30 protein-coding genes are annotated in these 25637 nt (G+C 72.0%); 14 read left to right on the top strand and 16 right to left on the bottom strand.

From position 1 onward, the window contains the following. Positions 1-14: 14 nt before the first annotated feature. The 7 genes from AC4BDD_RS03720 to AC4BDD_RS03690 all read right to left on the bottom strand — a co-directional run bounded on the left by AC4BDD_RS03720 (position 15) and on the right by AC4BDD_RS03690 (position 5408). Positions 15-1010, bottom strand: a complete 996-nt coding sequence (locus AC4BDD_RS03720) for an N-acetylglucosamine kinase (protein WP_490689526.1) — start codon at positions 1008-1010, stop codon at positions 15-17. A gap of 5 nt (positions 1011-1015) precedes the next feature. Further along, on the bottom strand, positions 1016-1825 hold the full coding sequence (locus tag AC4BDD_RS03715; RefSeq protein WP_490689525.1) for an LURP-one-related family protein: 810 nt from the start codon (positions 1823-1825) through the stop codon (positions 1016-1018). A 35-nt stretch (positions 1826-1860) separates the two neighbouring features. Next, entirely contained in the window at positions 1861-2523 is a 663-nt protein-coding gene (locus AC4BDD_RS03710; protein WP_490691642.1) for a uracil-DNA glycosylase, read from the bottom strand. Positions 2524-2618: 95 nt separating this feature from the next. Beyond that, positions 2619-2831, bottom strand: a complete 213-nt coding sequence (locus AC4BDD_RS03705) for a hypothetical protein (RefSeq protein WP_490689524.1) — start codon at positions 2829-2831, stop codon at positions 2619-2621. Positions 2832-3041: 210 nt separating this feature from the next. Then, positions 3042-4130: a WD40/YVTN/BNR-like repeat-containing protein gene (locus tag AC4BDD_RS03700; RefSeq protein WP_490689523.1), complete on the bottom strand. Its 1089-nt coding sequence runs from the start codon at positions 4128-4130 to the stop codon at positions 3042-3044. 200 nt (positions 4131-4330) lie between these two features. Beyond that, the gene (locus AC4BDD_RS03695) at positions 4331-4561 is read right to left on the bottom strand and encodes a hypothetical protein (protein ID WP_490689522.1); all 231 of its coding nucleotides are present in this window, start codon (positions 4559-4561) and stop codon (positions 4331-4333) included. 136 nt (positions 4562-4697) lie between these two features. Then, the gene (locus AC4BDD_RS03690) at positions 4698-5408 is read right to left on the bottom strand and encodes a DUF305 domain-containing protein (protein WP_490689521.1); all 711 of its coding nucleotides are present in this window, start codon (positions 5406-5408) and stop codon (positions 4698-4700) included. A 150-nt stretch (positions 5409-5558) separates the two neighbouring features. Between AC4BDD_RS03690 and AC4BDD_RS03685 the strand changes: the two genes are divergently transcribed. Continuing rightward, positions 5559-7040 carry an LVIVD repeat-containing protein gene (locus AC4BDD_RS03685; RefSeq protein WP_490689520.1) on the top strand — a complete coding sequence of 494 codons (1482 nt, stop codon included), beginning with the start codon at positions 5559-5561 and terminating at the stop codon, positions 7038-7040. 80 nt (positions 7041-7120) lie between these two features. On the opposite strand, the gene AC4BDD_RS03680 is transcribed toward AC4BDD_RS03685, so the two are convergent. Continuing rightward, entirely contained in the window at positions 7121-7753 is a 633-nt protein-coding gene (locus tag AC4BDD_RS03680; protein WP_490689519.1) for a TetR/AcrR family transcriptional regulator, read from the bottom strand. A gap of 326 nt (positions 7754-8079) precedes the next feature. Between AC4BDD_RS03680 and AC4BDD_RS03675 the strand changes: the two genes are divergently transcribed. Further along, on the top strand, positions 8080-8331 hold the full coding sequence (locus AC4BDD_RS03675; RefSeq protein WP_490689518.1) for an SCO4226 family nickel-binding protein: 252 nt from the start codon (positions 8080-8082) through the stop codon (positions 8329-8331). A gap of 373 nt (positions 8332-8704) precedes the next feature. Continuing rightward, positions 8705-9247 carry a DUF2231 domain-containing protein gene (locus AC4BDD_RS03670; RefSeq protein WP_490689517.1) on the top strand — a complete coding sequence of 181 codons (543 nt, stop codon included), beginning with the start codon at positions 8705-8707 and terminating at the stop codon, positions 9245-9247. 59 nt (positions 9248-9306) lie between these two features. Here the strand turns inward: AC4BDD_RS03670 and AC4BDD_RS03665 are convergent, their stop codons facing one another. Continuing rightward, positions 9307-9534, bottom strand: a complete 228-nt coding sequence (locus AC4BDD_RS03665; protein ID WP_490689516.1) for a hypothetical protein — start codon at positions 9532-9534, stop codon at positions 9307-9309. 285 nt (positions 9535-9819) lie between these two features. Here AC4BDD_RS03665 and AC4BDD_RS03660 point away from each other — a divergent pair, with 285 nt between their 5' ends. Further along, positions 9820-10404, top strand: coding sequence for a hemerythrin domain-containing protein (locus AC4BDD_RS03660; RefSeq protein WP_490689515.1), 585 nt, complete (start codon positions 9820-9822; stop codon positions 10402-10404). A gap of 58 nt (positions 10405-10462) precedes the next feature. On the opposite strand, the gene AC4BDD_RS03655 is transcribed toward AC4BDD_RS03660, so the two are convergent. The 5 genes from AC4BDD_RS03655 to AC4BDD_RS03635 form a co-directional block, all read right to left on the bottom strand. After that, a complete protein-coding gene (locus AC4BDD_RS03655) occupies positions 10463-11140 on the bottom strand; it encodes a phosphatase PAP2 family protein (RefSeq protein ID WP_490689514.1) in 678 nt (225 codons plus the stop codon). Positions 11141-11320: 180 nt separating this feature from the next. Further along, a complete protein-coding gene (locus AC4BDD_RS03650; protein WP_490689513.1) occupies positions 11321-12256 on the bottom strand; it encodes a M56 family metallopeptidase in 936 nt (311 codons plus the stop codon). A gap of 274 nt (positions 12257-12530) precedes the next feature. Continuing rightward, the gene (locus tag AC4BDD_RS03645; RefSeq protein WP_490689512.1) at positions 12531-13151 is read right to left on the bottom strand and encodes a DUF5134 domain-containing protein; all 621 of its coding nucleotides are present in this window, start codon (positions 13149-13151) and stop codon (positions 12531-12533) included. A gap of 176 nt (positions 13152-13327) precedes the next feature. Further along, positions 13328-13774, bottom strand: a complete 447-nt coding sequence (locus AC4BDD_RS03640) for a VOC family protein (RefSeq protein ID WP_490689511.1) — start codon at positions 13772-13774, stop codon at positions 13328-13330. A gap of 151 nt (positions 13775-13925) precedes the next feature. Continuing rightward, complete coding sequence (locus AC4BDD_RS03635) at positions 13926-14318, bottom strand: VOC family protein (RefSeq protein WP_490689510.1); 393 nt, start codon at positions 14316-14318, stop codon at positions 13926-13928. A gap of 198 nt (positions 14319-14516) precedes the next feature. On the opposite strand from AC4BDD_RS03635, the gene AC4BDD_RS03630 reads away from it, so the two are divergent. Beyond that, positions 14517-15104, top strand: coding sequence for a GNAT family N-acetyltransferase (locus AC4BDD_RS03630; protein WP_490689509.1), 588 nt, complete (start codon positions 14517-14519; stop codon positions 15102-15104). 120 nt (positions 15105-15224) lie between these two features. On the opposite strand, the gene AC4BDD_RS03625 is transcribed toward AC4BDD_RS03630, so the two are convergent. Then, complete coding sequence (locus AC4BDD_RS03625) at positions 15225-15908, bottom strand: glycerophosphodiester phosphodiesterase (RefSeq protein ID WP_490689508.1); 684 nt, start codon at positions 15906-15908, stop codon at positions 15225-15227. 228 nt (positions 15909-16136) lie between these two features. On the opposite strand from AC4BDD_RS03625, the gene AC4BDD_RS03620 reads away from it, so the two are divergent. The 4 genes from AC4BDD_RS03620 to AC4BDD_RS03605 all read left to right on the top strand — a co-directional run bounded on the left by AC4BDD_RS03620 (position 16137) and on the right by AC4BDD_RS03605 (position 20085). Next, the gene (locus AC4BDD_RS03620; RefSeq protein ID WP_490689507.1) at positions 16137-17534 is read left to right on the top strand and encodes a DUF6421 family protein; all 1398 of its coding nucleotides are present in this window, start codon (positions 16137-16139) and stop codon (positions 17532-17534) included. Between the two features lie 26 nt (positions 17535-17560). Beyond that, positions 17561-18346, top strand: coding sequence for an SDR family NAD(P)-dependent oxidoreductase (locus AC4BDD_RS03615; RefSeq protein ID WP_490689506.1), 786 nt, complete (start codon positions 17561-17563; stop codon positions 18344-18346). Beyond that, positions 18325-19416 (top strand): threonine aldolase family protein, encoded by a 1092-nt coding sequence (locus tag AC4BDD_RS03610; protein WP_490689505.1) that lies wholly within the window; start codon positions 18325-18327, stop codon positions 19414-19416. The genes AC4BDD_RS03615 and AC4BDD_RS03610 overlap by 22 nt, the downstream gene beginning before the upstream one ends. A 69-nt stretch (positions 19417-19485) precedes the next feature. Beyond that, positions 19486-20085, top strand: coding sequence for a transglutaminase-like domain-containing protein (locus AC4BDD_RS03605; protein WP_490689504.1), 600 nt, complete (start codon positions 19486-19488; stop codon positions 20083-20085). A gap of 11 nt (positions 20086-20096) precedes the next feature. Here AC4BDD_RS03605 and AC4BDD_RS03600 read toward each other — a convergent pair whose 3' ends face one another. Beyond that, a complete protein-coding gene (locus tag AC4BDD_RS03600) occupies positions 20097-20828 on the bottom strand; it encodes a lysophospholipid acyltransferase family protein (RefSeq protein ID WP_490689503.1) in 732 nt (243 codons plus the stop codon). A 239-nt stretch (positions 20829-21067) separates the two neighbouring features. Between AC4BDD_RS03600 and AC4BDD_RS03595 the strand changes: the two genes are divergently transcribed. The 5 genes from AC4BDD_RS03595 (at position 21068) to AC4BDD_RS03575 (ending at position 25610) form a co-directional block, all read left to right on the top strand. Beyond that, a complete protein-coding gene (locus AC4BDD_RS03595) occupies positions 21068-21409 on the top strand; it encodes a TlpA family protein disulfide reductase (protein ID WP_490689502.1) in 342 nt (113 codons plus the stop codon). A gap of 255 nt (positions 21410-21664) precedes the next feature. After that, positions 21665-22171 (top strand): flavin reductase family protein, encoded by a 507-nt coding sequence (locus AC4BDD_RS03590; protein ID WP_490689501.1) that lies wholly within the window; start codon positions 21665-21667, stop codon positions 22169-22171. A gap of 188 nt (positions 22172-22359) precedes the next feature. After that, entirely contained in the window at positions 22360-23145 is a 786-nt protein-coding gene (locus AC4BDD_RS03585) for an electron transfer flavoprotein subunit beta/FixA family protein (protein WP_490689500.1), read from the top strand. A 49-nt stretch (positions 23146-23194) separates the two neighbouring features. Then, the gene (locus AC4BDD_RS03580; RefSeq protein WP_490689499.1) at positions 23195-24157 is read left to right on the top strand and encodes an electron transfer flavoprotein subunit alpha/FixB family protein; all 963 of its coding nucleotides are present in this window, start codon (positions 23195-23197) and stop codon (positions 24155-24157) included. Between the two features lie 154 nt (positions 24158-24311). Beyond that, a complete protein-coding gene (locus AC4BDD_RS03575) occupies positions 24312-25610 on the top strand; it encodes a DUF6986 family protein (RefSeq protein WP_490689498.1) in 1299 nt (432 codons plus the stop codon). Positions 25611-25637: the final 27 nt, after the last annotated feature.

Below are 25637 nucleotides of genomic sequence, written 5' to 3'. Positions count from 1 at the left end.
GTGCGGCGGCTACGTCACAGCACGCGCAGCAGCGCCGGGTCGTGCGGCAGCCGAAGGGTGTCCGTGGCGAGGGCGGCCGCGATGCGCAGTGCCCCGGACAGCGGGTCGCCGGCGGGCTCGGTGAGCTCGGTGTACGGGATGCGGGCGGCCAGCTCGGCGCGTACCGGGCCGAGCAGCGGCTCGCCCATCCGGAACAGGCCCCCGGTGAGCGCCACCGCGCAACCGGGGTCGCGCGGGCAGACCGCCTCGGCGGCCTCGGCGATGTGCCGGGCCGCGGCGCGCAGGATGGCGGCCGCCACCGGATCGTCGTCCGCGCAGCGCCCCACCTCGGGCGCGAAGGAGGCCAGCACCGCGGGGCGGTCGGCGCGGGGATAGATCATTCCGGGCAGCCCGCCCGCCGGACCCAGGACCGCCTCCGCGCGCGCCAGCAGCGCGGGGGAGCCGCCGTCCCGTCCGTCGTGGGCGCGCATCGCCGCCTCCAGCCCGGCACGCCCGATCCAGGCCCCACTGCCGCAGTCGCCGAGCAGATGGCCCCAGCCGTCGGCCCGGCGCCAGCCGTCGTGCAGCCCGGTGCCCAGGGCGATCAGCCCGGTGCCCGCGGCGACCACGGCTCCGGGACGCTGGCCCAGTGCCCCGGTGTAGGCGGTCACTCCGTCGGCGGCCAGCGCGAGCCGCCGGATCCCGAAGGCGTCGGCCAGCGCGGCCGGGAGGGTGGCGCGCAGATCGTCGCCGAGCGTGGCCATGCCCGCGGCGCCGACGCACGCGGCCGCCGGCCGTCGCGCCCCGGCCTGTCGCAGCAGGGCCCGGGCGGCCGGGAGCGTGCGGGCCAGCAGGCTCCGGGCGTCGATGCCCGCCTCGCCGATCACGGCCGGATCGGGCGAGGTCCACACCAGGGGCTGCTCCGGGGCGCCGGCGTGGGCGACCGCGACCCGCACCCCGGAGCCGCCGGAGTCGATGCCGAGGACATGACCGGAGTCCGCGGCCCGCGCCGTGTCCCTGGGGGCGCCCATCGGGCTCAGCCGAACCCGCGCGCGTCCTGCTTGAGCGCCGTGTCGACCGTCAGCGCGGTCGCCACGACCAGGCTCAGCAGCGGGTCGGGCAGCTGTCGGTGGATCTGCAGGACGTAGTTGTCCGCGGTGGTGAACATGGTCTTCGCGAGGCCCTCCCAGGTCTTGGTGATCCGGGCGATCTCGGTGTCCGTGTGGTCCACGATGGCGAAGTTCCAGGCACGCCAGTTCTCGGCCTTGATGGCGCCGATCTGCTGGCCGTTGGCCTCGATGGAGAAATTGATCTTGCCGATCATGTTCTGCTGGACGATCTGGCCGACCGGCTGACCGTCCGGGCGCTCCACGACCACCCGGGACTTCATGAACTTCGCCGGGCGGGTGAGGACCAGGTGCGGCTGGCCGCTGGCGTCCCGGATCTCCAACCGGTGCGTCATGAACTGGTCGAGGCTGGAGACGAAGCGCGCGACCTTCTTCAGCGTGCTCTGGCCGACCTGGACCACCGAGCCGATGGTGCGGCCGTGCTGGTCGAAGACGCTGTACTCGTTGGTGAGCTCGATCAGCTTGGCCTTCTGGTTCACCACCAGGACCGGCTCGCTGAAGAGCGTGCCACCGCCCACCCCGGCCGGAGCGAGGCCCGCCTGCTGCTGCACCTGGCGCTGGATCTTCGCCGGGTCGGTGCTGGGCTGCTGCGGAACCTGGCCGGGCTGGCCCGGGTGGGTGTGCGTGGTCCACTGGGAGCCGTCCCACCAGCGCAGCAGATTGGGAGTGCCCTGCGGGTCGGCGTACCAGCCCGCAGGAGTGTTCGGATGCGTGGTCATGCCGGGCAGACTACCGCCCGCGGCCCGCGGCGCCCTCAGGGAAGACGCCACTCCACCGGCTGGGCTCCCTGCTGGACGAGCAGGTCGTTGGCGCGGCTGAACGGGCGGGACCCGAAGAAGCCGCGGTCGGCGGACATGGGGGAGGGGTGCGCGGACTCCACACACGGCAGGCCGCCCAGCAGCGGGCGCAGATTCCGGGCGTCGCGCCCCCACAGGATGGACACCATCGGGCGGCCGCGTGACACCAGAGCGCGGATGGCCTGCTCGGTGACCTCTTCCCAGCCCTTGCCGCGGTGCGCGGCGGGCCGGCGCGGGGCGGTGGTGAGCGCGCGGTTGAGCAGCAGCACGCCCTGCCGGGTCCACGGGGTCAGGTCTCCGTTCGACGGGCGCGGATGCCCGAGGTCGTCGTACAGCTCGCGGAAGATGTTCTCCAGGCTCCCGGGCAGCGGCCGCACCTCCGGGGCGACCGAGAAGCTCAGCCCGACCGCGTGGCCGGGGGTGGGGTACGGGTCCTGTCCGACGATCAGTACCCGTACCTCGTCGAAGGGCTGCTGGAAGGCGCGCAGCACATTCGCCCCCGAAGGGAGGTAGGTACGGCCCGCGGCGATCTCGGCGCGCAGGAAGTCGCCCATCGCGGCGACGCGTCCGGCGACCGGCTCCAGCGCCTTGGCCCAGCCCGGTTCTACGATCTCGTTCAACGCTCGTGCAGCAGCCACGATGCGTCACTCTATCGGCTCAGCGCGTGAGGCCCTCACCGATCACCACGGCCCGGGCCGGGGCCAGTGGGCGGATATCAGAAGCTGGTGGACGTCTGGGTGACGCGGATGTGATCGGCCTCCCGGGGATCCACGTGGAAGCCCAGGCCCTGCTCCAGTCCGTCGGAGAGGCTGGTCAGGACGTATTTCCCTACGCTGTCGCTGCCCTTGGCGTCATTCGCTGACGCGGGGGCGGCGAGCGCGAACATGAATGCGGGAATTCCGAGGGTGACAACCACGGCCTTGCGCATGCGGTCCTCCTTGTGAGGTGCGGGTGGGGAAAGCAAGCACAGGAATGCCCCACCCCGCGGCCGGATATTCCCCGATTAATACGCATGGCGCAGCTTCGGTTCACGCGCGTGGCGCAGCTGATGATGCGCCCGGAGCAGCGAACCGGAGGAAGTGAACCCGAGTGGCGAGCCGGATCGGTGAATCGAGCCGGATCGGTGAATTCGGATGGTTCAGCCGATCACCGCCGCCCGGACGCACAGCACATCGGGGAGATGGGACGCGATCATCCGCCAGCTGTCGCCTTCGTCGGCGCTGGCGAACACCTCTCCGTTGCGGTTGCCGAAATACACCCCCGCCGGGTCGGCGTCATCGGTGCGCAGTGCGTCCCGAAGCACCACGCCGTAGTGGTCCTCGGCGGGGAGGCCGACGGTCAGCGCCGACCATGAGGCGCCGGCGTCCTCGGTGCGGTAGATCCGGCAGCGGTGGTCGGGCGGGAAGCGGTCGCTGCCGTCGATGACCGGGAAGACGTAGGCGACGCCGCCGCGCCGCGGATGGGTGGCGACCGCGAATCCGAAGTCCGCCGGGAGCCCGGCGCCGATCTCGGCCCAGCTCGCCCCGGCGTCGTCGCTGCGGTACACCCCGCCGTGGTTCTGCAGGTAGAGCCGGTCGGGCGTGGCCGGGTCGGGTGCGATCTTGTGCACGCACTGGCCGAACTCGGGATAGGTATCGGGCAGGAACTCCGCCTTCAGGCCCGCGTTGGACGGCTCCCAGCTCGCGCCGCCGTCCCGGGTCCGGTACACCCCGCCGGCGGACACGGCCACCAGCACCGAACCGGGGTCACCCGGGTCGGGCAGCACGGTGTGCACGGCCTGGCCGCCGAATCCCTCACCCCACTGGGCGCGCTGCGGGTGCTCCCACAGGCCGCGCACGAAGCGAAAGGTCTCTCCGCCGTCGTCGGAGCGGAAGAGGGCGCCGGGCTGGGTGCCGGCGTAGACGACGTCCGGCTCCGCGGGGCCGGCGGGCTGCAACTGCCAGACTCGCTCCAGTGAGGTGCCGGTGTCCGCGGGGAACTTCACCGCGGGCTTCGGCGGCTCCTGCCAGGAGATCCCCAGGTCGTCGGAGCGGAAGACGGACGGTCCCCAGTGCGAGCTGTCCGCCCCGGCCAGCAGCCGGGGCACCGGCCGGCGGGTGTCGATGCCGATGGAGTACACCGCCTGCATGGGGAAGTGCGGACCGGTGAAGCCCCAGTCGGCGCCGTGGCTACGGCGCCCCAGGAAGAGGCCCTTGCGCGTGCCCACCGCGAGCAGCACCTCCGCCATGGCACATCACCTCCGAGATCGCGGATGTCCGAGCCCACCTGAAGTCTGCACCCCCGCACTGACAACGGCCTCGGCCCGCCGCACTGACAACGGCCTCTCCACGCGGCAACGCGCCGCGGGCGGCCCGCCCCCGAGCGGGGTCCGCCCGCGGCCGGTCCGGCCCCGCGGAGTTCCGGACGCGGGGCCGGACCGGAGACCGGCTACTTCGGGCTGGGCAGGGTGTTGCCGATGATGTTGCCCGAGGCGATGACGGGACGTTCGGTGTTGAAGGCGTCGTTCAGCCGCATTCTCCAGCTGTCGAATCCGAATGCCGGGGTCGAGGAGTCGTGCGCGGGGAGGGGTTCGGGGGCGGCCTGGGCGGGGGCCGCGAGCATCAGGGTGGCACCGGCCATGGCGGCGGTGAGCAGCCCGGCCGCGAGATGACGACGCATGACGTCTCCAAAACGGTCGACGGATAAATCAGATAGTCATTTCCCCTGATCATGTGAGCGATATGCCCGGTTTCACCCGGAAGAGTCGCCTGCCGCGGAGGGTGCGACGGCCCCCCGGCGGCCCCTCGGGCACCCCTCAGCCGAGCTTCCGCATCCGCTGGATCTCGCTGCTCTGCTGGGCGACGACCTCGTTGGCCATCTCCTCCACCTTGACGTTGTTGCCGTGTCGGAGGACATCGGTGGCCATCGTCACCGCGCCGGTGTGGTGTGTGATCATCAGCTTGAGGAACAGCTGGTCGAACTCCTTGCCGCGGGCGGCGCGCAGTTGGGCCAGCTGCTTCTCGGTGGCCATGCCGGGCATCGCGTCGTGCTCATGGGCGTCGTGCCCGCTCCCGTCCCGGTCGCCGCCGGCTTGCGTCAGCCAGCCGCGCATCGCCTCGATCTCCGGCCCCTGGCCTGCCGCGATGCGCTCGGCGAGCCGCTTCACGCTGCCCGATCCGGCCCGCTCGGGGGCGAGTTCGGACATCACCAGAGCCTGCTGGTGGTGCGTGATCATCATCCGTATGTAGCGGAAGTCGGCCGTGTTGGGGGTGTCGTCCTCGCCCGCCTTCGCCGCCTCCTCGGCCGAGAGGGTCCTTGCGGCCTCGCCCGGTCTGCCCGGCGCGATCACTCCCGGCTTGCCGTCCTTCCCCTCCGCGCCGGAGTCACTGCCCGACTCGCATCCGGTCAGCGCCAGGGCCAGCACCGCCAGCGCCGCGGCCAGCGCGGACGCACCCGAGCGTGCCGTCATACGACGGTTGGACACTGTGACCTCCAGGGGGTGGGGAAGATCCGGCGGGTGGCTCATCTCAGGGACCGTAGTAGCACGTTCGGGACTGATCGCGATCGAAGGAATTCATTACATCTGTGTTGCCATCTGTTGATGTGGACATGCGCGGGGCGATACTGCCGGGGGCCGTGAACGGTCCAACTCCGAATGGAAACTAGGGAGTACGCAGTGAAGTCGTGGCACAGACCATCGGCGCGACACAGATATCTCGGTGCGGCCGCCGCCGCGTTCGGCCTCGTGGCCTCCCTGCTGGTGGCCGGCCCGGCCGCCGCGTCGCCCGACCCCGGCAGCGGGCCGAAGTCCGAGCGCGTGTCCCGGCAGCAGGCCGCCGAGATCCGCGCCGCCATCGAGGACGGCGAGATACCCGGTGTCGATCAGGTGGTCCACAGTGACAACGTCACTCATCTGACCAACATCCCCAAGCAGGCGCTGAAGGGTACCAACTCCGACCTCGCCTTCCAGGGCCGGTACGCCTTCGCGGGCAACTACGACGGCTTCGTCATCTACGACATCAGCGACCCGAAGACCCCGCAGACGGTCAGCCAGGTCCTCTGCCCCGGTTCGCAGAACGACGTCTCGGTCTCCGGGAACCTGCTCTTCCTGTCCACCGACTCCTCGCGCAGCGACGACTCCTGCAACAGCACCACGCAGCCCGCCAGCGAGAAGTCGTCGTGGGAGGGCATCAAGGTCTTCGACATCACGGACAAGCGGAACCCGCGGTACGTCGCCGCGGTCGAGACCGCCTGCGGTTCGCACACCCACACCCTGGTGCCGGACCGCAAGAACGTCTACGTCTACGTCTCCTCCTACTCGCCGAACGCGAACTTCCCCGACTGCCAGCCGCCGCACGACGGCATCTCCATCGTCAAGGTGCCGCGGAAGGCCCCGCAGGACGCCGCGGTCATCGACTTCCCGGTGCTCTTCCCGGACGGCGGCAACCCGGGTGACGCCACCAAGCCGGACATGATCCCCACCTCCGGCTGCCACGACATCACCAGCTTCCCCGAGCTGAAGCTGGCCGCCGGTGCCTGCATGGGCGACGGCATCCTGCTGGACATCGCCGACCCGGCCAAGCCCAAGGTCATCGACCGGGTCGAGGACCTGCGGAACTTCTCCTTCTGGCACTCCGCCACCTTCAACGAGCGTGGCAACAAGGTGGTCTTCACCGATGAGCTCGGCGGCGGTGGCGCCGCCACCTGCAACGCCGCGATCGGCCCGGACCGCGGCGCGGACGGCATCTACGACATCGTCGGCAAGGGCGACAAGCGCAAGCTGGTCTTCCGGAGCTACTACAAGATCCCGCGCCACCAGGCCGACACCGAGAACTGCGTCGCCCACAACGGCTCGCTGATCCCGGTCAGGGGCCGCGACATCATGGTCCAGGCGTGGTACCAGGGCGGTGTCTCGATCTGGGACTTCACCGACTCCAGCCACCCCGAGGAGATCGGCTACTTCGAGCGCGGCCCGATCTCCACCGACACCCTCGTGGGCGGCGGCTCCTGGTCCGCGTACTACTACAACGGCCACATCTACTCGAACGACATCGCCAAGGGCTTCGACGTCCTGCGGATCGACGACAAGCGCACCGACGGCGCCAAGTGGGTCCGGCTGCGCGAGCTCAACGTCCAGAGCCAGCCCGACTACCGCTGAGACCGGCCGCGTCGGACAACTGGCGACGGCAAGGCGGCGGTGAGCCGCTGACCACCGGCTGACTCCGGCACCGGGCGGGGTCAGCCGTCCAAGGCCGAGGGCGCCCCGCCGGATGGTTCGCCATCCGGCGGGGCGCCCTGCTGCCAGTCCAGTCCGTACCGGTGGAAGAGCTCCGCGCGCAGCCGCTCCGGCGGCATCGGCGCCCCCGGGAGCAGGATCGCGACCACCGCGCCCATCAGCAGCGCGCGCAGCAGGACGTAGTCCGCGTCCGGGTCCTCGGAGCCGTAGGCGGCGACCGCCCCGCGCAGCAACCGGGCGAGCTCCTGCTGCTCGGAACACTGGACGAACCCCTCGGCGGTGAGGATCCCCGCCATATGGGTGCGCATCAGCCGCGGCCGGTCCCGGGCCAGGCCCAGGATCGCGTCGATGGCCCGGGCCAGGAGCTCCCGCCCGTCGGTGCTGACGGGCTCCCGCTCCAGGGCGGCCGCGAGCTCCTGGTGCATCAGCCGGTGCACGGCCGACTGGAACAGCTGGCGCTTGCCGGGGAAGTAGTAGGAGACCAGGCCACGCGCGGTGCCCGCGCGGTCGGCGATGTCGGCGAGGGTGGTCGCCTCGTAGCCGCGCTCGCCCACCAGCTCGACCGTCGCTTCCAGCAGACGAGCCTGGGACCGCCGGCGCAGCTCCTCATTGACCGATGCGCTGCGGGGGGACATCCTGTAACTCCTGCGTTGACTGGCTGCTAGCCAATATACTCAGCGCATCGCCGATTGTCCGCTCGCCGCCGAACGCCGCGGAGATCGGCGAACCCGTCGATCTCGGGCGAAACAGGGGATCGTCCGAGATCGACGGTCTTCGATCCGGCCCCCGCCTCCCGGGCCCCACCTTCCCGCCGTCCGTCCTCCCGCCCCGCGCGGCGTGTGGGCCGTGCCGCGCCGTTACGCCGAGCCGTCCCCGGGGGATCCGCCCGATCGCCGGGCCTCCGCGGAAGGCGGACCATGGAAGGGAAGGAGCACAGCGAGACACCGAGGAGGTGTACGCAGTGGCCACGTATATGGATGTCCACCACGGCATGAAGGGCATCACCAAGGATGAGCTGTCGGCCGCCCACCGGGCGGACCTGGCGATCGAAGCCGAGGAGGGCGTGCACTTCAAGCAGGCCTGGGCCGACCCCCAGTCCGGGACGGTCTACTGCCTCTCCGAGGCACCGTCGCCGGATGCCGTCCAGCGCATTCACGAGCGCACCGGGCACCCGGCGTCCGAGATCCATCCGGTACCCCTGACGGTGTCCTGACCCCGGCCGAGGGGAAGCACCGGCACCACCAGTCGGCCTTGCGGGGCCTTGCCGTACCCGATACGGCAAGGCCCCGCCGCGCTGTCGTGCGCCGGAGTGAACACCCGCCCTGTGACATCGGCGCCAGGAGGGGGCGACCCGGAGGCTTCGTCGGGGCAAGTGAAGGGGGCTTTGGGAGCAACTGAGCGGTTTCGGCCACCAGATCGCGGGCACCCGAGCGACGGTCGATCACAGCTCCGCCGCCCCGATTCCGGTGCGGGGCGGCGGTACCAAAGCCCGAGGCAGGACGCCAAAGCCCGAGGCAGGACGCCGGAGCGGGCGCCGCGCACAGTCGCCCCGCCCATCAGCAGGAGCCACCGTCACGGGAGGCGCCATGTACAGCAAGGTCACCCTGGCCGGGCACCCGGTCCATCCGATGCTCATCGCCTATCCGGTGGCCGGATACACCGGGACGCTCGTCGGCTTCGCCGTCTACGGAGCCAACGGCCAGCAGTTCTGGCTCAACTGGGCCATCGCCCTCAACATCGCCGGCGTCGGAGGCGCGCTCCTGGCGGCCCTGCCCGGCTTCATCGACTGGGCCTTCGGCATCCCGCGCAAATCCGAGGCGAAGACCGTCGGCATGGCCCACGCGGGGCTCAATGTCGCCGCACTCGGTCTCTTCGGCGCCAGCCTCGGCCGCTACGCCACGCACTGGGACGGACCCGCGACGGGAGCGACCCCCGGAATCGTCCTCTCCGCGATCGGCCTCGCCTGCACCCTGGGAGCCGGCTTCCTGGGATGGACGCTGGTGCAGAACTTCCACGTCGGCGTCCAGCTCACCGCCACGCAGGAACGCGACGAGCCGGCGGTGCAGAGCGCCCAGCCGATTCCGCTGCACCGCGGGCCCGGCCGTGGCCGCGGCTCGCGCGCCGCGTGACGGCTCGGTGACGGCCCGGTATCCGCGACGGACGGAGGGTGACCGCGAACGGCGGCGCCCTACCCGCGTGCCTCGCCCACGATCGTGTTGGCGATCTCCTCCGGTGTCGTGCTGAGGGGGCCCTCCACCTTTTCCACGGCCGGGTTGGTGACACCCACCTCCGTGGCGCGGACTTCCGCGGCCCAGGTGTTGGCCAGATCCGACTGCTGCTGGGCGGACTGGCTCCGCACCCATGCCCTGTTGTCCGGGCTCAGCATCTTCAGGAAGTCGTCGAAGACCGTGTCCACGGTTTCTGCTCCAATCCGCCGGTCCTGCCGGGCCCGCCCGTCCTGCCGGTTCTGCCGTCCTGCCGGTTCACTTCCCTGCGAGCCAGGGCATCAGGCCCGGCCGCGCGGCGGTCACCCGGACGGGCGAGAACAGCCCCCGGGTCCCGGCCATCTGCCCAGCCGATTGATGCGGTATTCGCTGTGTTTGTGCCCGCCTGCCTGGGTTATGCGCACCACAGGCCTCTCCCGCTCCGCCGAGCGCCGGACGGAGCGGGAGACGAACTCTTCGAAAGGGAGGCAGTATCCATGGGCAGCGCACAGCAAGCACGGGTCCAGGCGGCGAGGCTTCCGGACGGCGACGTCGTGGGCATCCTGCTTGAGCAGCACGCCCGTATCCGCGACCTGTTCTCGGATGTGAAGACAGCCGTCGGCGATCACAAACAGCAGGCCTTCGACGAGTTGAGGGCGCTGCTGGCGGTGCACGAGACCGCGGAGGAGATGATCCTCCGGCCGGTCGCCAAGGAGGTGGCCGGAAAGGGCGAGGCGGACGCCCGCAACCAGGAGGAGGAAGTGGCCAACCGGGTCCTCGCGGACCTGGAGAAGATGGACGTCTCCGGCGCCGAGTTCGACGCCGAGTTCGCCAAGTTCGAGCGGGCCGTCATCGACCACGCGGAGCACGAGGAGCGGGAGGAGTTCCCGTTCGTCATCCGCGAGTGCACGGAGGACCGGCGAAGGACCATGGGCTCCAGGCTGAGGAGGGCCGAGAAGCTCGCTCCCACCCATCCGCATCCGGGCGTGGCCGGATCCCCGGTGGCCCAGTGGACGATCGGACCGTTCGCGTCCTTGGTGGACCGCACCAAGGACGCGCTGAAGGGCACGCCCGGCAGCTGATCTGGGACCACCGGCCGGTCTCGGGACCGCCCACGGCCGCGTTGCCAGGCGAGGACGCTCAAAGGGCGTCGGGCGTCCCGTCCCGCTTCGTACCGAACTTGCCGCCGGCCATCGGGTAGGTGGCCACCGCGGCGGCCACCAGCGCGGCGCCGAGCAGCCAGCCGCCCAGCACATCGCTGGCCCAGTGGACCCCCAGGTAGACCCGGGTGAAGCCCACACCCAGCACCGAGAGGACGGCGACCGCGGCCGCCGGCACCATCGGCGCGCCGCGTACGCCGTGCCGGGCCAGCAGCCACAGCAGCAGCCCGCAGGTGACGGTCGCGGTGAGGGCGTGGCCGGAGGGGAAGGCGAAGTAGTTGCCCGCGTCCACCGGGTCCGGCCAGTGCGGTCGCTCCCGCCGGACCGTCGCCTTGACGAACTGCTGGAGCAGGGTGCTCAGCGCCGAGGCGAGCACCACCCACAGCGCGAGCCGCCACTCCCGGCGCCACAGCAGCCACCCCACGGCCACCGCGAGCACCGCCCGCATCGTCATCGGGTTCCATACCCGGTCGGTGAGCACCCGGTTGGCGTCCGTCCAGCTGTGGTGTGCCACCGCCCAGTCGTGCAGCTCCTCGGAGGTGTCGCGGTCGAAGGACTCCAGAGGGGCCCAGTCGGCCGCGACCAGGGCGAGCAGCAGGACGAAGAGCCCGGTCAGTACCAGGGCGGCGGCGAGGGCACGGGTGGGGGGCGCCTGCATGGACCGATGATCCCGGATGGACGGCAGGGGACCAAGCGCGCGCCACGCGGTCGCCCGGCCGTTCCCCGGATCGGGCAGCCGGTGGAAAACGGGCAGTCGGCGGAATGGGCAGACAGGGGAAGCGGGCAGCCGGTGGAAACGGGCAGCCAGGGAGTCGCGGAGGCCGGGGAGCGGGGGCGGCTAGCCGAGGGCGCGCAGGGCGGGCACGAAGGCCACCAGCACCGGGATCACGGGGACCAGCGCCGCCGCGGCCGTCATCCGGCGCCGGCGGCACACCGGGAGCCGGGACGCCGGGGCGAGCAGTCGGTCCACGCGCTGCGGGACCTCGGCGAGCTGGGCCGGGCAGGGCCCGAACACCCCGCGTTCCTCGTTCAGTTCGACCAGGGCGAGAGCCGTGGTGAGCCGTCCGAAGCGGCGCGAGGCGGCGTCGTCGGCGGCCAGCTCGACCAGCCGGTGCACCTGGTCGCGGAAGGCGGCGAAGACCGGCACCTGGGGAAAGCCGGTGGCCAGCGCGGCGGCGCAGTGCAGCAGCCAGTCGTGGCGGGCGCGGGCGTGACCCTGCTCATGGGCGAGGACCGCGTCCAGCTGACGCCCCTTCAGACGGCGCAGGGCCGCCGTGGTGATGACCAGCCGGGGCGTGGGCCCGGGCAGCCACCAGGCGTCGGGCTTGTCGCCCTCCAGGACGACCAGACGGTCCCCGCGAGGCTCCTCGCCGGGCAGGAGCGGGGAGCGCACCAGCAGCTCCGCGCGCTGCCTCCGGCGCCGGGCGCGCGCTCCGAAGATCTCCCGGGTGAGCATCACCGCGGTCCAGCCGGCACCGCAGGCCAGGGCGACCGCGATCGAGGCGGGCCACAGGCCGTAGCCGCTCAGCGCGTACGACTCCACCACGCCCGGCGGCGCCGGCGCGAAGACATTGCCGCGCACCGCGTCGGAGGCCGCCGCCGCGCTGAGCGCCATGGCGAGTCCGCAGCACATCAACACCGCGACCACCACGCACTGCCATACCCACAGGGCGAGTACGGGTTCGCGGTCGGGCCAGTCGGAGCGGGTCAGCACGCGCGGCGCCATTGCCGCGACCAGAGCGCCGAGGACCAGCAGCGCGAGCGGGACCATCATGGCGATCAGCCTATGAGCGGGGCCCAACCGCCGGTACGGTCGTGCCGGTGAAGTGACGTATACCACGGGTTCCATGGCCCGGGATCAGGGCACTGCGGCAGGGCCACGGCCGGATCGTGTCGCCGCTTGGCCGGATCACGGTGCCGGCCCGGAATCCGTGGAAGCCCGGACCGGGCGCGGAGCTTTCGGAGCCGGGCAGCGCGCCCGCGGATTCATGGCCTGCGGGCCCGGATTCCGGCCCCGGGTCGCCCGCTCCGCCGAGGGGCCGGACGCCTCAGAGGGTGAGGAGCATGGCGCACATGCCGGTCGCCGTCGCCAGCCGGCAGGCGTCCACCAGCTCGGGCCGTCGCGACCAGCCGGCCGGCCCGCCCCCGGCGGCCGTCGGCGCCACCGGCAGCAACCGGAGCCCGCAGCGGATGGCGTACGCCGCGAAGTAGAGGAGGAGCAGGCCGGTCAGCAGCGGCGGGCCGCCGGACATCTCGGGGCCCGCCGAGTGGGCCGCCTGCCCCGGCCGGTCGGCGGCGCCGGCTCCGCCCGGGTGCCCGGGGTGGCCTCCGGGCCCGTGACCCACCATCGCCACCGCCATGTACGCCATGGTCAACGCCTCGACGGCATGGTGCGGATGGCTCCGGACCCGGCCGCCCGCGCGCACCGGCGACAGCGCCGCCAGTGCCGCCACGCCGAACACCACGGCGTACAGCGGCGGCCCCCAGGGGGACGGGTCCCACGTGTCGGCGGGCACGGCCATGGCCGCCATGCCCCACCCCATCAGCGCCTCGGAACCCGCGGCGCACCGCTGCCCGGGCGGCGCGTGGCGCAACCTGAACAGGCCGTAAGCCCCGGTGGCGGCGCCCAGCGCCACCAGCAGCCAGCCGGCGAGCGGTGGTCCGTGCACGGCGCACCTCCCCAAGGCACTCCGTCAGCTGCGGCTGAAGGCCACCACCGCCACCCGCTCCGCGGGCCGGGGAGGCACGCCCAGAGCATGCCCCGTCCCGGAGTGCGGTACGTCAGAGTCCGGTGTCGGAGCGCGGTGCGTCAGGGTCCGGTGTCGGAGCGCGGTGCGCCGGTGGGTCAGCGCGCGGGCGGTGGCTCCTCGCCGAAGACCCACGGGGCGAGGACCACGAGCCAGCCGTCCGGGTCCTCGAAGACCACCGCGCCGTGCTCGGGCCAGTAGGGATTGGCCGCGGGCACCGGCTGGTGGCCGTGTTCGGCGAGCCGGCGCACCGCCACCGCCACGGCCTCGGGCCCCCGCAGGTAGAGGACGAGCTGGTTCTCCGGGTGCGGCTCGGGGATCCTCGGCGGGCTGCCGTGCTGGGTGATCTCCATGTGCACCGGGGTGCCGGGCAGCCCGAACAGCAGCCCGTCGTAGCCGGAGTGGCCGCGCCACTGGCCGATCACCGGAAGCCCGAGCGCGTCCCGGTAGAAGAGGAGAAGGTCGTCGTAGCGGGCCGTCGGCCGGGCGAACCGGACCGCGCCGACGTCCAGATGAGCGGGCCAGGCGGGAGTCGTGCGTGTCATGCGGGGATGCTGGCAGGCCGTCGGGCAGGCCGGCATCGGGCCATGGACCCGGGTCGGCATCGGGCGGTGGATGCGGGTCGGCCTCGGGCCATGGACCTAGGCGGTGGCGCCCGGTGGGTCGCCGCGACGCCGCGCAGACGCACCGGACACCCTAGATTCCGGGCCGGTAGCGCAGCGGATGGTCAGCCGGTACCTCCACCACGCAGATCCGCACCCCGTCCGGATCCGCGATCCACATCTCCTCCAGCCCCCAGGGTTCCCGCAGCGGGGGCCGCAGCACCGTCACCCCGCGGCCCGCCAGCTCGAGGTGCGCCGCGCCCACGTCGGCGACCTGGAGCCAGAGCTCCAGGCCGGGCGCGGGCGGTTCCGGTGACCGGCCGGAGAGCTCCAGGAAGCCGCCGCCGAGGAAGTAGACCGTGCCGCGCTCCGGTCCCGTGCCGAACTCCCGGTAGACCGCGAGGCCGAGCGCCTCGCCGTAGAAGGCCCGTGACCGCTCCGGGTCGGTGGGCCGCAGCAGCACCCGGCTGCTCAGTACGTGCACCATGCCCGCGACCCTACGCAGGCAGCCCTCCGCGGGCGGCCCGCCACGGCGGCGCCGGCTCGCGTTAAGGTCGACAGCTGCCGCGCCCCTCGATCGCGGAGTGCGGGACCGAGTCACCGAGCACGGCAGACGAGCACGGCACCACCCCAGGCAGGACATCGCCCGCGCACGCGGATCGCAACGGAAGGACCCCCGGACGCCATGGACACCGCCGAGACCCCCACCCGTCCCACCCCCGAGGTCACCGTCCGGGAGATCACCTTCCGGACGGCCGTGGAGGCCGACGTCCCGCAGCTCGTCGCGCTCGTCGAGTCGGCCTACCGGGGAGACGCCAGCAGGGTGGGATGGACGACCGAGGCGGATCTGCTGGACGGGCAGCGCACCGATCCGGAAGGGGTCGCGGCGGTGGTGAACGACCCCGCCGGCCGGATGCTGGTCGTCGAGCGGGGCGGTGAGATCGTCGCCTGCTGCCAGCTGGAACGCCGCGAAGGGCAGGCGGGGGAGACCACGGCGTACTTCGGCATGTTCGCGGTGCGGCCCGCGCTCCAGGGCGCCGGCCTCGGCAAGGTGATCATCGCCGAGGCCGAGCGCTTCGTGGCCGCGGAGTGGGGTGCCCGCGAGATGCAGATGACGGTCATATCGGCGCGCGCGGAGCTGATCGCGTGGTACGAGCGGCGCGGCTACGCCCGCACCGGGCGGATGACTCCGTTCCCGTACGGCGACGAGCGCTTCGGCGTTCCGCGCCGCGCGGACCTGCAGTTCGAGCTGCTGGTCAAGCCGCTGGCCTGAAGGCTCCGCCCGCCGACCGGCCCGTCTCTCCCGGCTCGCCCACCGCCCACCCGCCCGCCTCGCGACGCGGGCGGGCGGGGCGGCGGATTACCCGGCCGGCCGGTCCCCGGGGAGGCCGGCTCAGGCCGTGAAGCGGACGGCGCGCCGGATCTCGGGATAGTCCGTGGTGCCGCCGTCCAGGCCGAGTCCGCGGGCGAGCTTCAGGTGGTCCGGGGTGTTCACCGTCCAGCCGATGACCCGCAGCCCGGCGGCGTGCGCCCGCTCCACCAGCTCCAGGGTGCAGCGGCGGATGTTGAGCACCAGCCTCCCGGCGCCGACCGCCTGCGCCCGGTCGACCACGTCCAACTTGTAGCGGCTGGCGACCAGCGCGGTGCGCACCGTGGGCAGCAGACCGCGGATCTCGGCGAGCGCCTCGTCGTGGAAGGACAGCACCTCCACCCGGTCCAGCAGGTTGCGGCGCACCATCACCGCGGCGAGCGCCTGGGCGGCCGCCTTGTCCTTGATCTCTGCCTGGAGAGGTGCCCGCACCGCCTCCAGGACCTCCTCGAAGACCGGGATCCGCTCGCCCAGTCCGGCGTCCAGCTCGCGCAGCTCGGCCAGCGTGTGATCGCCGATCGCGCCTGAGCCGTCGGTCGTGCGGTCCACCTCGGCGTCGTGCATCACCACCAAGGCGCCGTCCTTGCTCAGGTGGAGATCCAGTTCGATGACGTCCATGCCCTCGCGCTCGGCGCGGATGAACGACCGCAAGGTGTTCTCCGGCTCCACGCCCATCACTCCGCGGTGTCCGATGGTGAGAAAGGTCAACGCGCTCTCCGCTTCTCTCGGCGGCGGCTCCGTTCGGCGGCCGACAGCCTAGCGGTCGGCGGGTGTCCGGCGGGGGAGGACGCGAGACGTGGCAGTGCCGAGGAATGACAGGAAAAACGGCTGCTGGAGCGTGGCTGAGCAGGATATTTTCCGGCTGCTCCACTTGATTGAAAGAAGCACCAATGGATACGGTGTCTTTACGCGAGGTTCTCCTGTGGAGGTTGTGACATGACGGAAATTCTTGCGCCCGAGTCGACAGACGCAGGCGTTCTGCCCGCCGATCGCGTGGTGGAGCACCCTGCTTGGCCCGTGCTCAAGGCCGCCGTGGAGGAGATCCGGCCCTGGCAGTCGAAGGACGGTTCGATCGACTTCGACGCCGATGGCGCCCCTTCGCGTGACGCCGCCCGCGCGGTGGTCGAGCGCATGGCCGGTGCGATCGAGGAGCTGGCCCCGCTGCTCCCGCACAACGCCGCTTACCACGCCGCGCTCGTCGGCGACCTGCGCCGCTGGGCCGACGACGGTTTCGGCGTACCGGACTTCCTCGACTCGCTGCTCGCCTTCCAGCCCGCCCGGGAGCGGGTCCACGGCCGGCAGCACCTCGTGGTCTTCCCCATGTACACGCAGAACGGCAACCTGGACCGCAACTTCGAGGCGGTCGTGCTGCGCATGGTGTGGCCCGAGTGGCTGTCCGAGCTGGAGCGCACCCGCTTCGACAACCCCCTCTTCCTCGGCATCACCTTCGAGGACTTCACGGCCGGTTACGACACCAACTCCGCCGTCCTCTTCCCCGAGACCATCGCGGTCCGCGAGGCCCCCGAGCGCTTCACCTGGGGAGGCATCTTCTGCGACCGCGAGGCCGCGCGCTTCCGCCGGGTCAGCGAGGCCGCCGTGGACGTGCTGGGCATCGACCTCCCCGAGGACATCAAGCACCTGCTGGACGACCAGCACCGCTGTGAGCAGGCGTTCGTCCTGTGGGACATGGTCCACGACCGCACCCACAGCCACGGCGACCTGCCGTTCGACCCGTTCATGATCAAGCAGCGCCAGCCGTTCTGGATGTACGGCCTGGAGGAGCTGCGCTGCGACCTCACCGCCTTCAAGGAGGCCGTGAAGCTGGAGGCCGAGGGCTTCGCCCAGGCCCGTGACGTGCAGTACACCGTGATCTTCGACCGGATGTTCCGCTTCCCGCTCACCGGCGACCGGAACCGCAACTACGACGGCCTCGGCGGCCAGCTGCTCTTCGCCTACCTGCACAAGCACGACGTGGTGCGGTGGACGGACAACACCCTGCACATCGACTGGGACCGCGCGCCGCAGATCACCAACCAGCTCTGCGCGGAGATCGAGACCCTCTACCGCGAGGGCATCGACCGCCCCAAGCTCGTCCACTGGTTCAAGGCGTACGAGCTGGTCTCCACCTACCTCGCCCCGCACCCGGGCTCGACCTGGGCCAAGGGACCGGACGCGCTGGACCTCTCGCTGCCGCCGCGCAAGCTGGTGGACGACGTGCTTCCGGATGAGTTTCCGCTCAGCATGTTCTATGAGGCGCTCGCCAAGAAGCTGCGCGATGTGATCGCATCGACCAAGGGCATCACCGCAGACAGCGACGGACGAGCCGCCGCGTGAGCGCCGGGGACCAGGAGGCGACCAGCATGACCACTCCCACTTCAAGCCCGACCCCCAACGAGCCGAACGGCAAGGGGCCGCTCGACGGCGCCGTCGTGGCCGTGGCCGGTGCCGCCGGCCCGGCGGGCCGCGCGACCCTGCTGCGCCTGGCCGAGGCCGGGGCGACCGTGGTGGCCGCCGACGCCGACCCGGCCCGGCTGGCCGAGGCCGTCGACGCGGCCCGGTACGCGCACGGCGGGGCCACCGTCACCGGCGAGACCGTCGACCTCCTCGACCTGGACGCCACCCGTGCCTGGGCGGACCGCACCGAGAAGGAATTCGGCCGGATCGACGGCCTGGTCCACCTGGTCGGCGGCTGGCGCGGCGGCAAGACCTTCGCCGACACCCCGCTGGCCGACTGGGACACCCTGCACAACCTGCTGATCAAGACCGTCCAGCACACCTCGCTGGCCTTCCACGACGGGCTGATGCGCAGCGGCAAGGGCCGCTACGTCCTGATCAGCGCGGCCGGAGCCTCCCAGCCCACCGCCGGGAACGCCGCCTACTCGGCCGCCAAGGCCGCGGCCGAGGCGTGGACCCTCGCACTCGCCGACTCCTTCAAGAAGCTGGGGGGCGAGAACGGACCGTCCGCGGCGGCTGCCATCCTGGTGATCAAGGCGCTGGTGCACGACGCCATGCGCCAGGAGCGCCCGAATGCCAAGTTCGCGGGCTTCACGGACGTCAAGGAGCTGGCCGAGGCCATCACCGGAGTCTGGGACCGGCCCGCACAGGAAGTGAACGGAACCCGTCTGTGGCTGACTCCCAAGCCGTGAAGGCCGGGCACACCGATGCCCGCCGCCGTCACGACCCCGAACTCCGCGGCTTCGCCAGTGACAACTACGCCGGTGCCCACCCGGAGATCCTGGCCGCGATAGCCCTCGCCAACGGCGGTCACCAGATCGCCTACGGCGAGGACGACTACAGCGCACACCTGCAGGATGTGATGCGCAGTCACTTCGGCCCGTACGCCCAGGCGTACCCCGTCTTCAACGGCACCGGTGCCAACGTGGTCGCCCTCCAGGCGATCACCGACCGGTGGGGCGCGGTGATCTGCGCCAAGAGCGCGCACATCAACGTCGACGAGTGCGGTGCCCCGGAGCGGGTCGGCGGGCTGAAGCTGCTCACCATCCCGACCGAGGACGGCAAGCTCACCCCCGAGCTCATCGACCGCGAGGCGTGGGGCTGGGAGGACGAGCACCGCGCCATGCCGCAGGTGGTCTCCATCGCCCAGACCACCGAGCTGGGCACCTGCTACACCCCCGACGAGATCCGGGCCATCTGCGAACACGCGCACGGGCTCGGCATGAAGGTCCACCTGGACGGCGCGCGGATCGCCAACGCGGCGGCCACCCTGGACGTCCCGATGCGCACCTTCACCAATGTCGCGGGCGTGGACATCCTGTCCTACGGCGGTACCAAGAACGGCATGCTCTTCGGCGAGGCCGTCGTCGTCGTCAACCCGGACGCGGCGCGCGCCATGAAGCACGTCCGCAAGCTCTCCATGCAGCTGCCGTCCAAGATGCGCTTCGTCTCCGTGCAGTTGGAGGCGCTGCTCGCCAAGGACCTGTGGCTGCGCAACGCCCGCCACGCCAACGCGATGGCCAAGCGGCTGGCGGCCGGTGTCCGGGCCATCGACGGCGTCGAGATCCGTTACGCGGTCGAGTCCAACGCGGTCTTCGCCACCCTGCCGCACGACGTCGCCGAGCGCCTCCAGAAGCGCTACCGCTTCTACTTCTGGGACGAGGCGGCCGGCCTGGTCCGCTGGATGTGCTCGTACGACACCACCCCGGACGATGTGGACGGGTTCACCGAGGCGATCGCCGAGGAGATGGGCAAGCGCTGACGCTCGCAGGGTATGCGCCCGACCGGAAATGTATGGACACTCGGTCGGGCGCATACCTATGCTTTCGTCATGCAGCTGATCCCTGAGGCCGCTGATCCGGCCTACCTCGCCGCCGACGAGGTCATCGACCACGGGCATCCGCTGGTGCGCGAGACCACCGCCCGGCTGCGCACCGCCGCGCCCGACGACGCGTCATACGCCCGTGCCGCCTTCGAGTTCGTCCGCGACACCATTCCGCACTCCCACGACACCGGGGATCCGCGCGTCACCTGGCGCGCCTCCGACGTCCTCGCCCATCGCACCGGCATCTGCTATGCCAAGGCCCACGCGCTGACCGCTCTGCTGCGTGCTGCGGGCATACCCGCCGGGCTGTGCTACCAGCGGCTGGCAGACGACGACGGCGGCAATCCGGCGGTCCACGGGCTCATCGCGCTCCGGCTGCCGGGCTGCCCCACCTGGGTGCGGCAGGACCCGCGTGGCGGCATACCCGGGGCGCACGCACGGTTCCGTCTGGACAGCGAGCAGTTGGCCTGGGCGGTGCGCCCGGAGTGCGGGGAGACGGACTATCCGGCGCTCTACGCCACCCCGCCGCCGGCCGTGCTCGGTGCGCTGCGGACCGCGGTGGACCGGCCGCACCTGTGGCGGATCCTGCCCACCGCGCTTCCGTAAAGCCGCCGGGTTCAGCGACGGCGCTCCAGCGCGGCCGCCTCCTCCGGCGTCGGAGCGGTGCCTCCCAGGTGCGCCGGCACCCACCAGGTGTCCTCCGGGCCCTTGGGGTGCACCGGATACGCACGCTGCGCGGCCTCCAGCAGCTCCTGCACCCGGTTCCGCAGCCGGTCGGTGATCTTGTCCGGGTGCTCGGCCGGGTCGGCCTCCACCGGCTCGCCCACCCGCACGGTGATCGGGAAGTGGTTGCGTCCCATGTCCCGCTTGTGGCCCTTGGTCCACAGCCGCTGAGTGCCCCACAGTGCCACCGGCAGCAGCGGCACGCCCGACTCCTGGGCCAGCCGGGCGGCCCCGGACTTGAAGCCCTTCAGCGTGAAGGACTGCGAGATGGTCGCCTCCGGGAAGACGCCGACGATCTCCCCCGAGCGCAGCGCCTTGAGCGCGTGCCGGTACGCCTCCATGCCGGCCGCCCGGTCCACGGGGATGTGCTTCATCGCCCGCATCAGCGGCCCCGACACCCGGTGCCGGAACACCGACTCCTTCGCCATGAAGCGCACCAGCCGCTTGGCGGGACGCGCGGTCAGGCCGCAGAAGACGAAGTCCAGATAACCGATGTGATTGCTGACCAGAACCGCCCCACCCTGCCGCGGGATGTTCTCGGTGCCCTTGATGTCGAAGCGCAGATCCAGCGCCTTGAACATGGTCCGGGCGACACCGATCACCGGCGGGTAGACGAGTTCAGCCATAGGGGGACCCTTCATCAGTTCCTGGGGAGGGCTCTCCCGGTGGAAGTTACGCGGCCGTAGGTTGGGGCTTTCGGGAGATCGTGCCCCATGTCGGGCCGGTCTGCTACCACGTGGACCCCCCTGGCCAGGAGATTCTCGTCACGTCGTGCCCCGTGGGGGCCGGCTTTCGGGAATGCTTCCCGGCCCCGGGAACGCTACATCGGAGCAGGACGCCGATGGCACACAGGCAGGAGGACCGGGTGACGAGCGGAGCAGGGCTCCCCGGAGGCGGGGGCGCGCGGCTCACCGCCGCCGGGCTGGGCGCGGAGCTGGGGGAGCGGGCCACCTTGGTGCAGTTCTCCACCGCCTTCTGCCAGCCGTGCCGCGCCACCCGCCGGACCCTGGCAGACGTCGCCGCCATGGTGGACGGCGTGGCGCACGTGGAGATCGACGCCGAGGCCCGGCTGGAGCTGGTCCGCGAGCTGCGCGTCACCCGCACCCCCACCGTGCTCGTCCTGGACGCGGCGGGTCGGGTGGTGCGCCGCGCGGCCGGGCAGCCGCGCAAGGCGGACGTGATCGCCGCCCTCGGCGCCGCCGTCTGACTCCACCGTCCGGCTCCGGCGTCCGGCCCCAGCTCCGGCCCCGGCTCCGGCCGTGATCGATCTCCCATCCCGTCGGACGGGCTTGACGCTGTGCACCACGAATCGTCAATCTGACGCTATGCGGCGTGCTCCCCTTCCTTCCCACGGACGCGCGCACGTGGATCTGCTGCGGACCGCGAGCGCGCGCTGTCCGAGCCCGTGAACGGCCTCCCTCCCACAGCCCACGGCTCGCACCCCCAGCAGAAGGACACGTCCATGACGGCCCCGCCCTCCCTCGGCACGCCCGGCGTCGCCGCCCCCGAGCTCCTCCGCTCCGTCTTCCGCCGGCACGCCGCGGGGGTCGCGGTGATCACCGCGGCGGGCGCCCGGCCGGTGGGGTTCACCGCCACCTCCCTGACCTCGGTCGCCGCCGAACCGCCGCTGCTCTCCTTCGGCGTGGGGACCGGCTCCTCCAGCTGGCCGGTGCTCTCCGACGCCGCGCACGTCGGCGTGCACATCCTCGGCGAGCACCAGCGCGAGCTGGCCGCCACCTTCGCGCGCAGCCGCGCCGACCGCTTCGCCGCGCCCACCAGCTGGAGCACCGGCCCGCACGGGGTGCCGGTGCTCGACGGCGTACTGGCCTGGCTGGTGTGTGAGGTGGTGGCCCGGGTGCCGGCCGGCGACCACCGGGTCGTCATCGCGCAGCCGGTGGCCGGCGACGCCTCCGGCGCGGGCCGTCCGCTCCTCTACCACCAGGGCCGCTTCAACGCGCTCCGGGACTGAGATGTGCCTGCGGATCGCCGTTGGGAAGGTCACAGTTCAGGACACTTGCCTCCAGGGAAAGCCCTGGGTGTACTGACGAGTAATATTTCGTTCGGTGAGTGGGACGCCCCGGCCGGGATCCGGCCCACCAGGCGCCTATGCTGCCCACACAAGGCAGCTCAAAGAGACGATGCAGTAGGAGAGCCGGCGTGAGCTTGAGGATCGTTGTCTGTGTGAAGTACGTGCCCGACGCCACCGGCGACCGGCACTTCGCCGAGGACCTGACCGTCGACCGCGACGACGTGGACGGCCTGCTCTCGGAGCTCGACGAGTACGCGGTCGAGCAGGCACTGCAGATCGCCGACGAGGCGGACGACGCGGAGATCACCGTGCTGACCGTCGGTCCGGAGGACGCCAAGGACGCGCTGCGCAAGGCGCTGTCCATGGGCGCCGACAAGGCCGTCCACGTCGAGGACGACGACCTGCACGGCACCGACGCGCTGGGCACCTCGCTGGTCCTCGCCAAGGCCATCGAGAAGATCGGCTACGACCTGGTCGTCTGCGGCATGGCCTCCACCGACGGCACCATGGGCGTGCTCCCGGCGCTCCTCGCCGAGCGTCTGGGCGTCCCGCAGGCCACCCTGCTCTCCGAGGTCTCCGTGGAGGACGGCAAGGTGACCGGCCGCCGCGACGGCGACACCGCCAGCGAGCAGCTCGAGGCGTCGCTGCCGGCCGTGGTCTCGGTGACCGACCAGTCCGGCGAGGCCCGCTACCCGTCCTTCAAGGGCATCATGGCCGCCAAGAAGAAGCCGGTGGAGTCCTGGGACCTGGAGGAGCTGGAGATCGAGGCGGACGAGGTCGGCCTCGAGGGCGCCTGGACCAAGGTCGAGGAAGCCGCGGAGCGCCCGGCCCGCACGGCCGGCACGATCGTCAAGGACGAGGGCGAGGGCGGCAAGCAGCTCGCTGAGTTCCTCGCGGGCCAGAAGTTCATCTGAGCCCCCGCATCCTCAACCGCCCTCATTCTTCCCGCAGGAGAGCAGAACCATGGCTGAAGTCCTCGTCTACGTCGACCATGTGGACGGCGCCGTCCGCAAGCCCACCCTCGAGCTGCTGACCCTGGCCCGCCGGATCGGCGAGCCGGTCGCGGTCCACCTCGGCGCCGGTGCCGACACCGCCGCCCCGGTCCTCGCCGAGCACGGTGCCGTCAAGGTCCTCACCGCCGACGCCCCCGAGTTCGCCGAGTACCTCGTCGTCCCGAAGGTCGACGCCGTACAGGCCGCCTACGAGGCCGTCTCCCCGGCCGCCGTGCTCTTCCCGTCCTCCGCCGAGGGCAAGGAGATCGCGGCCCGCCTCGCGGTCCGCATCGGCTCCGGCATCATCACCGACGCCGTCGACCTGGAGGCCGGCGACGAGGGCCCGGTGGCGACCCAGTCGGTCTTCGCCGCCTCGTTCACCACCAAGTCGCGGGTCACCGGCGGCACGCCGGTCATCACCGTCAAGCCCAACTCGGCCGCCGTCGAGGCCGCTCCGGCGGCCGGCGCCGTCGAGCAGCTGTCGGTGTCCTTCGGCGAGCTGGCCACCGGCACCAAGGTCGTCTCCCGCACCCCGCGTGAGTCGACCGGCCGCCCGGAGCTGACCGAGGCCGCGATCGTGGTCTCCGGTGGCCGTGGCGTCAACGGCGCGGAGAACTTCCCGGTCATCGAGGCGCTCGCGGACTCCCTCGGCGCGGCCGTCGGTGCCTCGCGTGCCGCCGTCGACGCCGGCTGGTACCCGCACACCAGCCAGGTCGGTCAGACCGGCAAGTCGGTCTCGCCGCAGCTGTACATCGCGGCGGGCATCTCCGGCGCGATCCAGCACCGGGCCGGCATGCAGACCTCGAAGACCATCGTGGCCATCAACAAGGACTCCGAGGCCCCGATCTTCGACCTGGTCGACTACGGCGTGGTCGGCGACCTGTTCGACGTCGTGCCGCAGCTGACCGAGGAGGTCAAGGCCCGCAAGGGCTGAGCCCCCACCGGCACCCCGGACGGCCCCCGAGCGCTTGGAGCGCGCGGGGGCCGTTTGCGTGTCCCAAGGGGTGTTGACCTGCGAACTGCGGCCCGGATAGCTTCGCTCTACGGATTGTTGATTCCGTCCAGCGGAAAAGAAGAAGGGTGTGGGTATGGGGCAGCAGGAGACGGTGACGACGAGCCTCGCGGGCGCGGTGACCGAAGACATCGCGGCCTCCCTCGCCGCCGTGGACGCCGAACTCGCCCGCCGCTACCCGGGCGACCCCGGCACCCGGCAACCGGTCCACACCGTCTACGTGCCCGCCGACGCCTTCACCGCCTCCACCATCCGCGACTGGGGCGACCGGGCGCTGGCCGCGCTGGACGAGCACGCCCCGGACGCCGCCGCCCTCGCCGCCGTGCTCGGGCTCCCCGACGAGCTGGCCGGCCCCGTCCACGACCGGGTGCGGGCCAAGCTGGAGCGCGAGCCCATCGAGGACCTGCGGATCGACTTCGAGGACGGCTACGGCCCGCGCCCCGACGCCGAGGAGGACGCCGCCGCCGCGCGCGCCGCCCGGCTCGTCGCCGAGGCATACGACCGGGGGACCCCGGCGAACGCCGCCCCGTACATGGGCATCCGGATGAAGTGCATGGAGGCGGCCGTCCGGGACCGGGGCATCCGCACCCTGGACATCTTCCTCACCGGTCTGATGGAGGCGGGCGGACTGCCGGCCGGCCTGGTCCTCACCCTGCCCAAGGTGACCTACGCCGAGCAGGTCACCGCGATGGCCCGGCTGTGCGAGGAGTTCGAGAAGGCGCGCGGTCTGGCGGCGGGCCGGATCGGCTTCGAGATCCAGATCGAGACCACCCAGTCCATCCTCGGGCCGGACGGGCGGGCCACCGTGGCCCGCATGATCGACGCCGCCGAGGGCCGCGCCACCTCCCTGCACTACGGCACCTTCGACTACAGCGCCTCCTGCGGCGTCAGCGCCGCCTACCAGTCCATGGACCACCCGGCCGCCGACCACGCCAAGGCCGTGATGCAGGTCGCCGCCGCAGGGACGGGCGTCCGGCTCTCCGACGGCTCCACCAACGTCCTGCCGGTGGGCCCCACCGGGCAGGTGCACGACGCCTGGCGGCTCCACCACGGGCTGGTCCGCCGCTCCCTCGCCCGCGCGTACTACCAGGGCTGGGACATGCACCCCGGCCACCTGCCGACCCGCTACGCCGCCGTCTACGCCTTCTACCGGGAGGGCCTGGAGCAGGCCGCGGCGCGGCTGGCCGCGTATGTGAACCGCGCGGGCGGCGCGGTGATGGACGAGCCCGCCACCGCCAAGGCGCTCAGCGGCTATCTGCTGCGCGGCCTGGACTGCGGCGCCGTGGACGCCGACGAGGTCGAGCGGCTCACCGGCCTCGACCGGGCCCGGCTCGACGCGCTCTCCGGCCGTGCCCCGGCCGGCTCGGCCGGCTGAGCACCGGCCTGCGGCCCCGGGCCCTGC

It is taken from the genome of Streptomyces sp. JLBT605, from assembly GCF_058215555.1.
The sequence above is the reverse complement of the archived record's forward strand: the minus strand, read 5'-3'. Positions and strand labels throughout refer to the sequence as shown.

What these genes read in the sequence shown, in the direction of transcription:
- AC4BDD_RS03615 (WP_490689506.1), top strand. Translation starts at nt 17,561, where the DNA reads ATGACCACTCCCACTTCAAGCCCGACCCCCAACGAGCCGAACGGCAAG.
- AC4BDD_RS03620 (WP_490689507.1), top strand. Translation starts at nt 16,137, where the DNA reads ATGACGGAAATTCTTGCGCCCGAGTCGACAGACGCAGGCGTTCTGCCC.
- AC4BDD_RS03590 (WP_490689501.1), top strand. Translation starts at nt 21,665, where the DNA reads ATGACGGCCCCGCCCTCCCTCGGCACGCCCGGCGTCGCCGCCCCCGAG.
- AC4BDD_RS03635 (WP_490689510.1), bottom strand. Translation starts at nt 14,318, where the DNA reads ATGGTGCACGTACTGAGCAGCCGGGTGCTGCTGCGGCCCACCGACCCG.
- AC4BDD_RS03715 (WP_490689525.1), bottom strand. Translation starts at nt 1,825, where the DNA reads ATGACCACGCATCCGAACACTCCTGCGGGCTGGTACGCCGACCCGCAG.
- AC4BDD_RS03690 (WP_490689521.1), bottom strand. Translation starts at nt 5,408, where the DNA reads ATGAGCCACCCGCCGGATCTTCCCCACCCCCTGGAGGTCACAGTGTCC.
- AC4BDD_RS03660 (WP_490689515.1), top strand. Translation starts at nt 9,820, where the DNA reads ATGGGCAGCGCACAGCAAGCACGGGTCCAGGCGGCGAGGCTTCCGGAC.
- AC4BDD_RS03630 (WP_490689509.1), top strand. Translation starts at nt 14,517, where the DNA reads ATGGACACCGCCGAGACCCCCACCCGTCCCACCCCCGAGGTCACCGTC.
- AC4BDD_RS03640 (WP_490689511.1), bottom strand. Translation starts at nt 13,774, where the DNA reads ATGACACGCACGACTCCCGCCTGGCCCGCTCATCTGGACGTCGGCGCG.
- AC4BDD_RS03705 (WP_490689524.1), bottom strand. Translation starts at nt 2,831, where the DNA reads ATGCGCAAGGCCGTGGTTGTCACCCTCGGAATTCCCGCATTCATGTTC.
- AC4BDD_RS03695 (WP_490689522.1), bottom strand. Translation starts at nt 4,561, where the DNA reads ATGCGTCGTCATCTCGCGGCCGGGCTGCTCACCGCCGCCATGGCCGGT.
- AC4BDD_RS03650 (WP_490689513.1), bottom strand. Translation starts at nt 12,256, where the DNA reads ATGATGGTCCCGCTCGCGCTGCTGGTCCTCGGCGCTCTGGTCGCGGCA.
- AC4BDD_RS03700 (WP_490689523.1), bottom strand. Translation starts at nt 4,130, where the DNA reads ATGGCGGAGGTGCTGCTCGCGGTGGGCACGCGCAAGGGCCTCTTCCTG.
- AC4BDD_RS03720 (WP_490689526.1), bottom strand. Translation starts at nt 1,010, where the DNA reads ATGGGCGCCCCCAGGGACACGGCGCGGGCCGCGGACTCCGGTCATGTC.
- AC4BDD_RS03575 (WP_490689498.1), top strand. Translation starts at nt 24,312, where the DNA reads ATGGGGCAGCAGGAGACGGTGACGACGAGCCTCGCGGGCGCGGTGACC.
- AC4BDD_RS03600 (WP_490689503.1), bottom strand. Translation starts at nt 20,828, where the DNA reads ATGGCTGAACTCGTCTACCCGCCGGTGATCGGTGTCGCCCGGACCATG.
- AC4BDD_RS03580 (WP_490689499.1), top strand. Translation starts at nt 23,195, where the DNA reads ATGGCTGAAGTCCTCGTCTACGTCGACCATGTGGACGGCGCCGTCCGC.
- AC4BDD_RS03680 (WP_490689519.1), bottom strand. Translation starts at nt 7,753, where the DNA reads ATGTCCCCCCGCAGCGCATCGGTCAATGAGGAGCTGCGCCGGCGGTCC.
- AC4BDD_RS03655 (WP_490689514.1), bottom strand. Translation starts at nt 11,140, where the DNA reads ATGCAGGCGCCCCCCACCCGTGCCCTCGCCGCCGCCCTGGTACTGACC.
- AC4BDD_RS03605 (WP_490689504.1), top strand. Translation starts at nt 19,486, where the DNA reads ATGCAGCTGATCCCTGAGGCCGCTGATCCGGCCTACCTCGCCGCCGAC.
- AC4BDD_RS03670 (WP_490689517.1), top strand. Translation starts at nt 8,705, where the DNA reads ATGTACAGCAAGGTCACCCTGGCCGGGCACCCGGTCCATCCGATGCTC.